Annotated in this window: 13 protein-coding genes; 4 read left to right on the top strand and 9 right to left on the bottom strand. The window is 70.5% G+C overall.

Annotated elements, in window-relative coordinates; genetic code table 11:
* Positions 1-18 precede the first annotated feature (18 nt).
* Complete coding sequence (locus tag EWH70_RS22480; RefSeq protein ID WP_130477457.1) at positions 19-906, bottom strand: SIS domain-containing protein; 888 nt, start codon at positions 904-906, stop codon at positions 19-21.
* A gap of 87 nt (positions 907-993) precedes the next feature.
* Complete coding sequence (locus tag EWH70_RS22475; RefSeq protein WP_130477456.1) at positions 994-1818, bottom strand: TetR/AcrR family transcriptional regulator; 825 nt, start codon at positions 1816-1818, stop codon at positions 994-996.
* A 178-nt stretch (positions 1819-1996) separates the two neighbouring features.
* Here EWH70_RS22475 and EWH70_RS22470 point away from each other — a divergent pair, with 178 nt between their 5' ends.
* A complete protein-coding gene (locus EWH70_RS22470; protein ID WP_130477455.1) occupies positions 1997-3541 on the top strand; it encodes an MFS transporter in 1545 nt (514 codons plus the stop codon).
* On the opposite strand, the gene paaE is transcribed toward EWH70_RS22470, so the two are convergent.
* The 7 genes from paaE to EWH70_RS22435 form a co-directional block, all read right to left on the bottom strand.
* Positions 3509-4567: a 1,2-phenylacetyl-CoA epoxidase subunit PaaE gene (gene paaE / locus EWH70_RS22465; RefSeq protein ID WP_130477454.1), complete on the bottom strand. Its 1059-nt coding sequence runs from the start codon at positions 4565-4567 to the stop codon at positions 3509-3511. The genes EWH70_RS22470 and paaE overlap by 33 nt on opposite strands.
* Positions 4567-5058, bottom strand: coding sequence for a 1,2-phenylacetyl-CoA epoxidase subunit PaaD (paaD, locus tag EWH70_RS22460; protein WP_130477453.1), 492 nt, complete (start codon positions 5056-5058; stop codon positions 4567-4569). Before paaD ends, paaE begins: the two co-directional genes overlap by 1 nt.
* Complete coding sequence (paaC, locus tag EWH70_RS22455; protein WP_130477452.1) at positions 5052-5909, bottom strand: 1,2-phenylacetyl-CoA epoxidase subunit PaaC; 858 nt, start codon at positions 5907-5909, stop codon at positions 5052-5054. The genes paaD and paaC overlap by 7 nt, the downstream gene beginning before the upstream one ends.
* A 4-nt stretch (positions 5910-5913) precedes the next feature.
* Complete coding sequence (gene paaB, locus EWH70_RS22450) at positions 5914-6198, bottom strand: 1,2-phenylacetyl-CoA epoxidase subunit PaaB (RefSeq protein ID WP_130477451.1); 285 nt, start codon at positions 6196-6198, stop codon at positions 5914-5916.
* Positions 6195-7139: a 1,2-phenylacetyl-CoA epoxidase subunit PaaA gene (gene paaA, locus EWH70_RS22445; protein ID WP_130477450.1), complete on the bottom strand. Its 945-nt coding sequence runs from the start codon at positions 7137-7139 to the stop codon at positions 6195-6197. The genes paaB and paaA overlap by 4 nt, the downstream gene beginning before the upstream one ends.
* Positions 7136-9166, bottom strand: a complete 2031-nt coding sequence (gene paaZ / locus EWH70_RS22440; RefSeq protein WP_130477449.1) for a phenylacetic acid degradation bifunctional protein PaaZ — start codon at positions 9164-9166, stop codon at positions 7136-7138. The genes paaA and paaZ overlap by 4 nt, the downstream gene beginning before the upstream one ends.
* A gap of 117 nt (positions 9167-9283) precedes the next feature.
* On the bottom strand, positions 9284-10135 hold the full coding sequence (locus EWH70_RS22435) for a 3-hydroxyacyl-CoA dehydrogenase family protein (RefSeq protein WP_276320573.1): 852 nt from the start codon (positions 10133-10135) through the stop codon (positions 9284-9286).
* A 98-nt stretch (positions 10136-10233) separates the two neighbouring features.
* Between EWH70_RS22435 and paaI the strand changes: the two genes are divergently transcribed.
* From paaI to EWH70_RS22420, 3 genes are read left to right on the top strand one after another with little or no spacing between them, the layout of a single operon-like run.
* A complete protein-coding gene (paaI, locus tag EWH70_RS22430; protein ID WP_205669216.1) occupies positions 10234-10629 on the top strand; it encodes a hydroxyphenylacetyl-CoA thioesterase PaaI in 396 nt (131 codons plus the stop codon).
* Positions 10626-11909 (top strand): phenylacetate--CoA ligase PaaK, encoded by a 1284-nt coding sequence (gene paaK / locus EWH70_RS22425; protein WP_130477447.1) that lies wholly within the window; start codon positions 10626-10628, stop codon positions 11907-11909. The genes paaI and paaK overlap by 4 nt, the downstream gene beginning before the upstream one ends.
* A complete protein-coding gene (locus tag EWH70_RS22420; RefSeq protein WP_165436365.1) occupies positions 11906-12505 on the top strand; it encodes a TetR/AcrR family transcriptional regulator in 600 nt (199 codons plus the stop codon). The genes paaK and EWH70_RS22420 overlap by 4 nt, the downstream gene beginning before the upstream one ends.
* The last annotated feature ends 62 nt before the right edge of the window (positions 12506-12567 follow it).

Raw genomic sequence — 12567 nt, 5'->3', positions numbered from 1 at the left:
TTGATTCTGTCGAACCGGTCAGCCGAGAACGACCGAGCGGGACAGGTTTCTCGGTTGGTCCGGGTCCAGCCCCCGGTCCGCGGCCAGCGCCCCGGCGAGCAGTTGCGCCCGCACCAGGTCGGCGAGCGGGTCGAGATCGTCGTCGACGAACGTCCCGCCCGTGGCGGTCACCTCGTCCGAAAGGCCCTCCGGCGCGTCGCCGAACATCCAGGTCACCCTGCCCGGCTCGCTGATGCTGATCGGACCGTGGCGGTACTCCCACGCCGGGTACGACTCGCTCCAGCTGATGGACGCCTCACGCAGCTTCAACGCGGCCTCGTTGGCCAGGCCGACCGTCCAGCCGGTGCCGAGGAAGGTGAACTGGCCAGCCTCCCGCACGCGCGGGTCGACCGGCTCGCCGAGTACCCGCTCGGCCTGGTCCGCCACGACACCGATGTCCGCGCCCAGATGCGCGCGCAGCAGCGCGAGCGTCGACGTGGCGAACCTGGTCTGGACCACCGAACGCTCGTCGCTCACCGACAGGTCGACGACGGTGTCGGCCACGTCCGCGACCGCGGCGGGCACACCGGTGATCACCGTGGTCGGCGTCGTTCCACGCAGGTCGGCGAGCAGCCGGAGCACCTCCGTCGTGGTGCCGGAGCGCGTGATGGCCAGCACCTCGTCGTAGGCGCCGAGCCGCGACGCCGGGAACTCCGAGACGGCGAACGCGTCGGTGTAGCCGAAGCCGCCACCCTCCCGCAGCGCCGCGTAGGAGTCGGCGATGAACCAGGACGTGCCGCAGCCGACCACGGCCACCCGCCTGCCCTCGCGCGGCAGCCGGTCGCCGACCTCACCGGCCAGCGCGGCGGCCCGGCGCCAGTGCCCGGGCTGGCTGGCGATCTCCTCAGCCATGAATGACCCCGCCATGACCTCCCCGTTCCGCGCTCGTTCTGAGCGCACAACACGCAGCCTAGGTGCAGTTTTTTGCACGGTCAACCATGGTTACGCACAACTTCAATCACGCCGCCCGGCTTCCACCATGGGCGTGATGCCGTCCAGGACCCGCTGCAGGCCGAACTCGAAGATGTCGTCGAACGGTGGCAACTCGACCTCGTGCTCGATGAACTGGGCGAACCACGGATAGGCACCGCTGGCCGCGCGTTCGATCACCAGCGGGACCCGGGCCTCCCGCCACTGGGCCATGCTCTCGCCGGACTCCCGCTCGGCCTCGACGTCGCCAGCCAGCAGCATCCCGACCCCGTTGACGTAGGAGGACACCAGCAGCGCCAGCTGATAGGTCGTGCCGATGTCCAGCCCCTCCTCGCCGAACGCCGCCAGGATCCACTCGATGTCGGTCATCTCCTGCTCGGTCATCGACAGCCGGGTGCTGGTGAACACCTTCACCACCCAGGGATGCGCGCGGTAGATCCCCCAGTCGCGGCGAGCCGCGGCCTCCGCCCTGGCACGCCAGCCGACGAGTCCGGGGTCGGGCCGCGGCTTCTCGGCGAGGACCGCGTCGACCATGCGCACCACCAGTTCGTCCTTTCCGGACACATGGCGGTACAGCGACATGGTGCCGACTCCGAGTTCGGCCGCGACCCTGCGCATCGACGCCGCGGCGAGCCCCTCCGCGTCCGCGACCGTCACCGCCGTGGCGACGATTCCGTCCTCGGCGAGCGCGCTCTCCGGATCCGCGGGCCGGCGCTCGACGGCGCTACCCACCGCCCCGGCGGCGACCCTGGCGCGGTACGCCTTCGCCTGGCAGGCACGCGAGCAGTACCTCGGTCGCCGCCCGCGACCGGCGACCGTCAGCGGCGCACCACATTCCACGCAGGTCATTTCCCACCTTCTATTTCGTCACGCCCGTGTCCTGTGATGAATTGTAGCGCAGAGACATCGCGGGACGAAAATGCGCGTGACGAAATAGTGCTTTGACCTGCTAATTGACCTACTTCGTGACGTATGCGTATGGTGTTCTTCGATTTCGCGTACACCGTATTTGAACGAGGGGACATCAATGACGGACATCGCGCCGAAGGCCGGGCGCAGAGAATGGCTCGGCCTGGCAGTACTGGTCCTCGCCACCGTGCTGGTGGCGATGGATCTGAGCGTCCTGTTCTACGCGGTTCCGTTCATCACGGCCGCGCTCGACCCGAGCAGCACCCAGCTGCTGTGGATCATGGACGTCTACGGGTTCCTGCTGGCGGGTCTGCTGATCACCATGGGCTCGCTCGGCGACCGGATCGGCAGGCGCAGGCTGCTCCTGTTCGGCGCTGCGGCGTTCGGGGTGTCCTCGGCCATCGCGGCCTACTCGACCAGCCCGGAGATGCTGATCGCGGCGCGGGCGCTGCTCGGGATCGCGGGGGCGACGCTGGCGCCGTCGACGTTGTCGTTGATCCGCAACATGTTCCTCGACGAACGGCAGCGGCGCACCGCCATCGGTGTGTGGACCGGCGGGTTCGGCGGCGGCGCGATCATCGGACCGCTCGTGTCCGGCCTCCTGCTCGACCACTTCTGGTGGGGCATGGTGTTCCTGATCAACGTCCCGGTCATGGTCGCGCTCCTCGTCCTGGCCCCGCTGCTGGTGCCGGAGTTCAAGGACCCGAACCCCGGCCGGTTCGACCTGCTCAGCGCGGCCATGTCGCTGGCGGCAGTACTGCCGGTCATCTACGGCGTGAAGGAACTGGCCGCCGCCGACGCGCAGCCGTGGCTGCCGCTGGCCTCGCTGGTGTTCGGCCTGGCCGTGGGGGTGGCGTTCGTCCGGCGGCAACGCTCACTCGACCACCCGATGATCGACATGCGCCTGTTCGGCAACCGGCGGTTCGCCACGGCCATCAGCACCACGACCACCGTCCAGTTCACCATGACGGGGATGAGCCTGTTCCTGTCGCAGTACCTGCAGCTCGTGCTCGGCTACCGGCCCTTCACCGCGGCGCTGTGGATGCTGCCGGCGTTCGCCGGGATGTTCCTCGGGCTGTCCGCGGGCACCGTGCTGGCCCGGAAGCTGCGGCCGGCGTCGACCATGGGCTTCGGACTCACCACCGCGGCCGCCGGGTTAGCCGTGCTGGCACTGGTCGCGGACACCAGGGAGCTGGCGCTGCTGGTGCTCGGCGGAGGCCTGATGGCGGCGGGCATCGGGATGGTGTCGGTGGTGTCCACCGACATGGTCCTGGCCAGCGCCCCACCGGAACGCGCGGGCGTGGCGTCCGCGCTCTCGGAGACCAGCACCGAGTTCGGCGGCGCGCTGGGCATCGCCGTGCTGGGCACGATCGGCGCGGCCGTCTACCGCGACGGCGTCGAGGTGCCGCCCGGCCTGCCCGCCGAGGCCGCGGCGGCGGTCAAGGACACGCTGGCCGGCGCCGCCGCGGTGGCGGGGCAACTCGGTGACGCCGGCCTGCTGGCAGGCGCGCAGGCGGCGTTCACCAGCGGAGTGCAGGTCACCATGGCCATCGGCGCGGTCTGTTGCCTGGTGGCCGCCGCGCTGGCGGTGACCATGCTGCGCTCGGTCGCGCTGCCCGAACCCCCGGAGTCAGGAGTCGAAGTCGACCGTCACCTCGTCTGAGACGGGACGGGACTGGCAGGTGAGGACGAACCCGGCGGCCACCTCGGCCTCCTCCAGCGCGAAGTTGCGCCGCATGTCGACCTCACCGGAAACCACCTTCGCCCGGCAGGTGCCGCACACCCCGCCCTTGCAGGCGAACGGCAGGTCCGGCCGCGACCGCTGCGCCCCGTCGAGGATCGACTCCTCCCTGGACAGCAGCACCCCGGTCGACCGCCCGTCGAGCACGATCGTCACCTCGCTGCCCGGCCCCTCCAGCGACGCCTCGCGGTGGCGGACGGGCGGCGGGGGGACGTCGTCGACGTAGAACAGCTCCTGGTGCACCCGCTGCTTCGGCACACCACGGTCGGCCAGCACGTCCTGCGCGTCGGTGACCATGCCGAACGGGCCACACAGCCACCAGTGGTCCACGGAGTCGACATCCACGAGCAGGTCGAGCAGCTGACACAGCTTCTCCGCGTCGAGCCTGCCGGTGAACAGTTCGGCCTCCCTCGGCTCCCTGGACAGGACGTGGACCAGCTCCAGCCGGTCGGCGTAGCGGTCCTTCAGGTCGGCCAGCTCGTCGGCGAACATCACGGTGTCGGTGCGCCGGTTGCCGTAGAACACCGTCGCGGTCGACTTGTCGTCGGCCAGCACGGTGCCCAGGATCGACAGCACCGGGGTGATGCCCGACCCGGCCGCGATCAGCACGTGGTGCGCCGACTCGGTGTCCGGCGTGAAGTTGCCGGTCGGCGGCAGGACCTCGACCTCGTCGCCCGGCCGGACGTCGCGCACCAGCCAGGTGGAGAACAGTCCGTCCGGCACCTCCCGTACCCCGATCCGCGGCGCGGCGCCCGCCGGTGCGCAGATCGAGTAGTTGCGGCGCTGCTCGACGCCGTCGATCCAGCGGCGAAGCGTCAGCGACTGCCCCGGCCGGAAGGCGTAGACCTCCGCCAGCTCGGCAGGCACGTCGAACGTCACCGCGGCCGCGTCGTCACAGAGACGCTCCACAGTGGACACTCTCAGCGAGTGAAACTCAGGGCGCGCCACTAGATCTCCTTGACGTGCTCGAACGGTTCACTACAGGACCGGCACCGGCGCAACGCCTTGCACGCGGTGGCGCTGAATGCCGACAGCAGCTCGGTGTCGGTACTCCCGCAATGCGTGCACGCCACCCGGCTCGCCGGCGGGCTCAGCGTCAACGGCACCGGCCCGGGCGCCCGCACGGGTGCCGAGCCAGGCGGGGCGATACCGGCCTCGGCCAGCTTGCGACGGCCCTCGGCACTGATCCAGTCGGTGCTCCAGGCCGGCCGCAGCACCGTGCGGACCTCCACGTCGGCGAAGCCCGCGCCGTTCAGCGCGTGCACCAGGTCGTCGCGCATGGTGTCCATGGCCGGGCAGCCGGTGTAGGTCGGCGTGATCGACACCGTCACCTTGCCGTCCACTTCGGACACCTCACGCAGGACGCCGAGGTCGGCGAGCGTGAGCATCGGCAGTTCGGGATCGGTGACCGTCTCCGCGACGGCGAGCGCGCTCACCATGTCGCCTCCGGGTGCGCCCGCGCCACACTCTGCATCTCGGATACCAGACTCAGCAGATCCTCGGTGTGGTCGCCGGTTCGCCCCAGCAGCACCGCCGGGCCTGCCGGACCGGGATCCGGCAGCGTCGCCGCGGCGAGCACCTGGGCGAGCACGGCGTCAAACTCGTCGCGCACCGTGGCGGTGTCTTGGATCCCAGACTCCGCGGGGTGCCGCGCGAACAACTCGCCGACGTAGGGCCACACCGTCGACAGCCCGGCCCGCATCCGCTCGTGCGACAGCTCCGTCCCGGCACCCAGACGCACCACCCACTGGGCGGCGTAGTCGCGGTGGTAGGTCAGCTCCTTGACGCCCTTGGCCGCGATCGCCGCCAGCACCGGGTCCACGGTGGACTCCAGCCGTTGGAACAACGCCAGCCGCCAGGTGGCGAAGACCAGAAGTCTGGCCACCGAGACAGCGAAGTCCCCATTGGGGATCTCGACCAGCCGGACGTTGCGGAACTCCGCCGGGTCGCGGAAGAACGCCAGCTCGTCCTCGCCGCGGTCGCTGCCGTCGGCCTTGCCCGCCCTGGCCAGCAACAGCCGCGCCTGGCCGAGCAGGTCCAGTGCGATGTTGGCCAGCGCGACCTCGTCCTCCAGCTCCGGCGCGTTCGTGCACCACTGCTGCAGCCGCTGGGACATGATCAGCGCGTCGTCGCCGAGCATCAGGCAGTACTCCGCCAGTGCCGCGGCGTCCACATCGGACGGAACGGTGGTGTCGATACCCGCGAGCGGGTCCTCGAAGCCGGTCCCGAACGCCCAGCGGGCGTCGTCGGCGGCTTCGGTGATGGCCTCGTAGGCGTTGTCGAACATCACCGGCTCACATGTGGGGGACGTTGTCGGGAATGTCGTAGAACGTCGGGTGGCGGTACACCTTGTCGGCGCTGGGCGCGAAGAACGGGTCCTTCTCGTCCGGGCTCGACGCGGTGATGTCGGATGACCGGACCACCCAGATGCTGACGCCCTCGTTGCGGCGGGTGTACAGGTCGCGTGCGTGCCGCACCGCCATCTCGTCGTCCGCGGCGTGCAGCGAACCCACGTGCACGTGGTTCAGCCCGCGCTTGCTGCGCACGAAAACCTCGTACAGCGGCCAGTCGTGCTTCATGCCGATTCCCTCCGCTTCGCCGCGTACGCCGCCGCGGCCTCGCGCACCCAGGCGCCGTCCTCGTGTGCCTTGCGCCGCCGTTCCACCCGCTCGGCGTTGCACGGGCCGTCACCGCTGATCACGCGCTTGAGTTCGGACCAGTCGATCTCGCCGAAGTCGTAGTGCCCGCGGTCGGCGTTCCACTTCAGGTCGGGATCGGGCAGCGTGACGCCGAGTGCCTCGGCCTGCGGCACGCTCATGTCGACGAACCGCTGCCGCAGCTCGTCGTTGGTGTGCCGCTTGATCTTCCACGCCATCGACCGCTCGGTGTTCGGCGAGTCGTGGTCGGGCGGACCGAACATCATCAGCGACGGCCACCACCAGCGGTTCACCGCGTCCTGGACCATCTCGCGCTGCGCCGGCGTGCCCCGCATCATCGTCATCAGCAGCTCGTAGCCCTGCCGCTGGTGGAACGACTCCTCCTTGCAGATCCGGATCATCGCCCGCGCGTACGGACCGAAACTGCTGCGGCACAACGGAACCTGGTTGCAGATCGCCGCGCCGTCGACCAGCCAGCCGATGACGCCGACGTCGGCGAAGCTCAACGTCGGGTAGTTGAAGATCGACGAGTACTTCTGCTTGCCGTCGATGAGCTTCTGGGTCAGGTCGGCCCGGTCGGCACCCAGCGTCTCGGCCGCGGAGTACAGGTACAGCCCGTGCCCGGCCTCGTCCTGCACCTTCGCCAGCAGGATCGCCTTGCGCCGCAACGAGGGCGCGCGGGTGATCCAGGCGCCCTCCGGCTGCATGCCGATGATCTCCGAGTGCGCGTGCTGCGCGATCTGACGGACCATCGTCTTGCGGTAGCCCTCGGGTACCCAGTCCCTCGGCTCGATCCGCTGGTCGCGCGCGATTGTCCGCTCGAAGTGGGTCTCCAGGTCCTCTTCGGACAGTGTGCCGGTCATGGCTGCTCCTTGGCCACCAGGGTGAGTACGTCGTAGGTGGCGACGGCGGTGTCGTCCTGCTTGGTCACCACCGCGTCCCAGCGGACCTCGCCGTACTCCTGGTCGATGCGTGGGGTGATCTGCTTGGCGGTGAGCGTGACGGTCAGCTCGTCGCCGGGGAACACCGGCGTGAGGAACCGCAGGTTCTCCAGGCCGTAGTTGGCCAGCACCGGGCCCGGTTCGGGCGAGACGAACAGGCCGGCGGCGAACGACACGATCAGGTAACCGTGCGCCACCCGGCCACCGAAGAACGGGTTGGCGGCCGCGGCCTCCTCGTCCATGTGGGCGTAGAACGTGTCGCCGGTGAACTCGGCGAAGTGCTCGACGTCGGCGAGGCTGACCTGCCGCGGCCCCGCGGTCACCGTGTCACCGATCCGCAGTTCGGCCAGCGACTTGCGGAACGGGTGCGTCGAGTCGGCACCGCGGTCGGCGCCGGTGACCCAGCGGCCGGTGACCGCGCCGAGGACGTTCGGGCTGCCCTGTACCGCCGTGCGCTGCATGTGGTGCAGGACGCCACGCATGCCGCCCATCTCCTCGCCGCCGCCCGCGCGGCCGGGGCCGCCGTGCACCAGCGCGGGCAACGGCGAACCGTGCCCGGTGGACTCCTTGGCGTTCGTCGAGTCCAGCACCAGCAGCCTGCCGTGCCACGGCGCGGCGCCGAGCACGACTTCGCGGGCGAAAGCCGGGTCGGCGGTGACCACGGACCCGGCGAGGCTGCCCTGGCCGCGGGCGGCCAGGTCGATCAGGTGGTCGGTGCTCTCGTACGCCATCAGCGTGCTGACCGGCCCGAACGCCTCGACCTCGTGCGGCTCGGCGCGGTCGGCGTCGCCCTTCAGCAGCACCGGCGAGATGAACGCGCCGCGCTCGGCGTCGGCGTCGACGACCTCGACCCGCTCCGGGTCACCGAACACGATGCTGCCGGCCGCGAGCAGGGCCTTCAGCGAGCGGCGGACCTCCTCGCGCTGCTCCAGGCTGGCCAGCGCGCCCATCCGGACGGACTCGCTGGCGGGGTTTCCGACGGTGACCTTGGCCAGGCGGGCGCCGACGGCCTCGGCGACCTCGTCGACGCGGCCCGCCGGGACGAACGCGCGCCGGATGGCCGTGCACTTCTGGCCTGCCTTGACGGTCATCTCGGTGACCAGCTGCTGGACGAACAGGTCGAACTCGGGCGTGCCGGCCGTGGCGTCCGGGCCGAGTACGGACAGGTTCAGCGAGTCGGCCTCGGCGTTGAACCGGACCGCGTGCCGGACCACGGCCGGGTGCGCGCGCAGCTGCTGCGCGGTGGATGCGGAGCCGGTGAACGACACCAGGTCCTGCGGCGTGACGTGGTCGAGCAGGTCACCCGCGCCGCCCGCGAGGAACTGGATCGAGCCCTCCGGCAGGATGCCCGACTCGACGATCAGCTCGACCAGCCGCGCGGTCAGGTACGCGGTCTGACTGGCCGGCTTGACCAGGCTCGGCACACCGGCGATGAACGCCGGGGCGAACTTCTCCAGCGGCCCCCACACCGGGAAGTTGAACGCGTTGATCTGCACCGCCACGCCACGCAGCGGGGTGGCGATGTGCTGGCCGACGAACGTGCCGCCCCTGGACAGCGGCTCGACCGGGCCGTCGACGTAGACGGTGTCGTTGGGCAGCTCGCGCTTGGCCTTGCTGGCGTACCCGAGCAGCACGCCCATGCCGCCGTCGACGTCGAACTTCGAGTCGCCGAGGGTGGCGCCGGTCTTCGCGGACAGCGCGTACAGCTCGTCGCGGTGTTCACGCAGGTGCAGACCGAGCTGCTTGAGCAGGGCGGCGCGCTGGTGGAACGTCAGCTCGCGCAGGGCGGGCCCGCCGACGCGGCGGCCGTGGTCGAGCGCGGCGGCCCGGTCGACGCCGGTCGCGGAGACCCTGGCGATCTCCTCACCGGTGACCGCGTCGTGCAGTGGTACGCCCTCGTCGTCGGGGGTGTGCCAGCTGCCGGAAACGTAGCTACGCAGGGGTTGCATCGAGGCGGTCCTCCTGTGCCCGGGCCGAATTACCAACCGTACGTTCAGTAAGTCACGATACCTCGCGGCGGCCCCGATCGGAACCCACCGAGGCGTCTTTAGCGGGCTAAAGACGCCTCAGGCCCAGGTGTGGAAGCCCTGGCCGGTCTTGCGGCCCAGCTCGCCGCGGGCCACCTTGTCGCGGAGCAGCTGGGGCGGGGCGAACCGGTCGCCGAGCGTGCTCGCCAGGTACTCGGCGATGGCGAGCCGGACGTCGAGGCCGACCAGGTCGGTCGAGCCCAGCGGGCCCATCGGGTGGCGGTAGCCCAGCTCCATGGCCCGGTCGATGGACTCGGCGTCGGCGACGCCCTCCTCCAGCATGCGAATGGCCTCCAGGCCGAGCAGCACACCCAGCCTGCTGGTGGCGAAGCCCGGCGAGTCCCGCACGACGACCTCGCTCTTGCCCAGCTCGGACACCCAGGCCAGCACCCGGTCGCGCGTCTCGTCCGACGTCTGCCCGGCGAGCACCACCTCGACCAGCTTCGACGCCGGGACCGGGTTGAAGAAGTGCATCCCGATGAACCGCTCCGGGCGTCGCAGCGCAGCGGCCAGCTCGCCGACCGACAGCGAGCTGGTGTTCGTCGCCAGCACGGCCTGGTCGCCGACGGCCCGCTCGGCGGCGGTGAGCACGTCGACCTTGAGCGCCGCCACCTCGGGCACCGCCTCGACGACCAGCTCCGCGTCAGCGGGCAACTCGCCGACACTGGTGCGCACGATGACCCGTTCGGCGACCGAATCCAGCGGCTCGGCGAGCTTGCCTCGCTCCTGCGCGCCACGCAGTCCGGCCAGCACCCGCTCCCTGGCGGCCTCGGCCGCGCCCGCGTCGCTCTCCACCACCGTCACCTCGGCGCCGGCCATGGCGAGTACCTGGGCGATGCCCGCACCCATCCTGCCGCCGCCGACCACTCCGACCCGCCGCGCGTCCGCCACGTCGTCTCCCTTGACACCGAACTGAACCGGCTCACATTATTAACCGTCCATTCGGTCAGTAAGCAAGGGCTGAGCACGTGACGACAGCAGCACACAGGATGTTCGAGGCCGACGAGGCGTCACGCGCGCTCGGGATGGAACTCGTCGAAGCCGGCGACGGCATGGCCACCGTTCGGATGAAAATCACCGCCGCGATGGTGAACGGCCACGAGATCGCTCACGGCGGGTACCTGTTCCTGCTCGCCGACACCACGTTCGCCTGCGCGTGCAACAGCCACGGCCCGGTCACCGTCGCGGCCGGAGCCGACATCACGTTCGTCACCTCGGCCCGTCTCGGGGACGAGCTGACCGCCGTCGCGCACGAGCGCACCCGCTACGGGCGCAACGGGATCTACGACGTCACCGTGTACCGGGACACCCCCGGGCACCGGGAGGTCGTGGCCGAGTTCCGCGGCCGCAGCCGCACCATCTCCCCGCCCAAGGACCCGTCGTGACCGATCCCGCCGAGAACCTCAGCCCCGACGAGCTGCGCACCGTCCAACTCGAACGTCTGCAGTGGACGCTCAAGCACGCCTACGAGAACGTTCCCTGCTACACCAGGAAGTTCGACGAGGCGGGCGTCAAACCGGAGGACTGCCGCAGCCTGGAGGACCTGGCGAAGTTCCCGTACACCACGAAGGCCGACCTGCGCGACAACTACCCGTTCGGCATGTTCGCCGTCCCGCGCGCGGACCTGCGCCGCGTCCACGCCTCCAGCGGCACGACCGGCAAACCGACGGTCGTCGGCTACACCGAACGGGACATCGACAACTGGGCGACGGTCATGGCCCGGTCCATTCGCGCCGCGGGTGGACGACCGGGCCATCGGGTACACGTGGCGTACGGCTACGGCCTGTTCACCGGCGGACTCGGCGCGCACTACGGCGCCGAGAAGCTCGGCTGCACGGTCATCCCGGCCTCCGGCGGCATGACCGCCCGGCAGGTGCAGCTGATCGTCGACTTCGAGCCCGAGGTCATCATGGTCACGCCGACCTACTTCCTGACCCTGCTCGACGAGTTCGAGAGGCAGGGGGTCGACCCACGCAAGACCGCGCTGCGGGTTGGCATCTTCGGCGCCGAGCCGTGGACCGAGCAGATGCGGGCCGAGATCGAGGAGCGGGCGGACATCGATGCCGTCGACATCTACGGCCTCTCCGAGGTGATGGGTCCCGGCGTCGCCCAGGAGTGCGCCGAGACCAAGGACGGCCTGCACGTCTGGGAGGACCACTTCTACCCGGAGGTCATCGACCCGGTCGAGGAGACCGTGCTGGCGCCAGGCGAGCGCGGCGAGCTGGTGTTCACCTCGCTGACCAAACAGGCCATGCCGGTCATCCGCTACCGCACCCGTGACCTGACCCGCCTGCTGCCCGGCACCGCGCGACCGGCGTTCCGCCGCATGGAGAAGGTCACCGGCCGCACCGACGACCTGATCATCCTGCGTGGCGTCAACGTCTTCCCCACGCAGATCGAGGAGATCGTGCTGCGCACACCGGGGCTGGCGCCGCACTTCCAGCTGCTGCTGTCCACGCAGGGCCGGATGGACAGCCTGACCGTGCGCGTCGAGGCCCGGCACGACACCCCCGCCGACCGGCGTGGCCCGGCGGCGGCCGAGGTGATCGCCGAGGTGAAGGACACCGTGGGGGTGAGCGTGTCCGTCGACGTCGTCGACCCGGACACGCTGGAACGCTCGATGGGAAAGCTGCGCAGAGTGATCGACCAGCGGGAGGGGCGATGACGGCGGTGACCGGCTCCCGGCGTGGCAGGCCGGGCTACGACCAGGAGTCGCTGCTGCTGGTGGCCGTCAAGCTGTTCAACGAGCGCGGCTACGACGGCACCAGCATGGAGGACCTCTCCCGCAAGCTGGGCATCACGAAGTCGGCCATCTACCACCACGTGCGCAGCAAGGAGGAACTGCTGCGGCTCGCCGTGGACCGGGCGCTGGACGGGTTGTTCGCCGTGGCCGACGAGGTCCAGGCCGGCGACGGCCGGGCCATCGACCGGCTGGAGCGGCTGGTCCGCGGAAGCGTCGGGGTCCTGGTCGACCGGCTGCCGTTCGTCACGTTGCTGCTGCGCGTGCGGGGTAACACCAAGGTGGAACGCTCCGCGCTGGCCAGGCGGCGGGAGTTCGACCGGATCGTCACCGACCTGGTCACCGAGGCCGCGGCCGAGGGCGACGTGCGTCCGGACGTCGACCCGGCGGTGACCAGCAGGCTGCTGTTCGGCCTGGTCAACTCGCTCATCGAGTGGTACCGGCCGCGCGGCGGCCAGCCGGACACGGCACTGGCCGACGCGGTGTGCGCGGTGGCGTTCGACGGCCTGCGGCGGCGCTGAACGGTCAACTCGCGGGTCCCGAGTGGTGGACTCGCGGGGGCCGGGCGGTGGACTCGCGCGTA

This window comes from Amycolatopsis suaedae, from assembly GCF_004214935.1.
Taxonomy (GTDB): Bacteria; Actinomycetota; Actinomycetes; order Mycobacteriales; family Pseudonocardiaceae; genus Amycolatopsis; species Amycolatopsis suaedae.
This window is presented reverse-complemented; position numbering and strand designations above follow the sequence as displayed.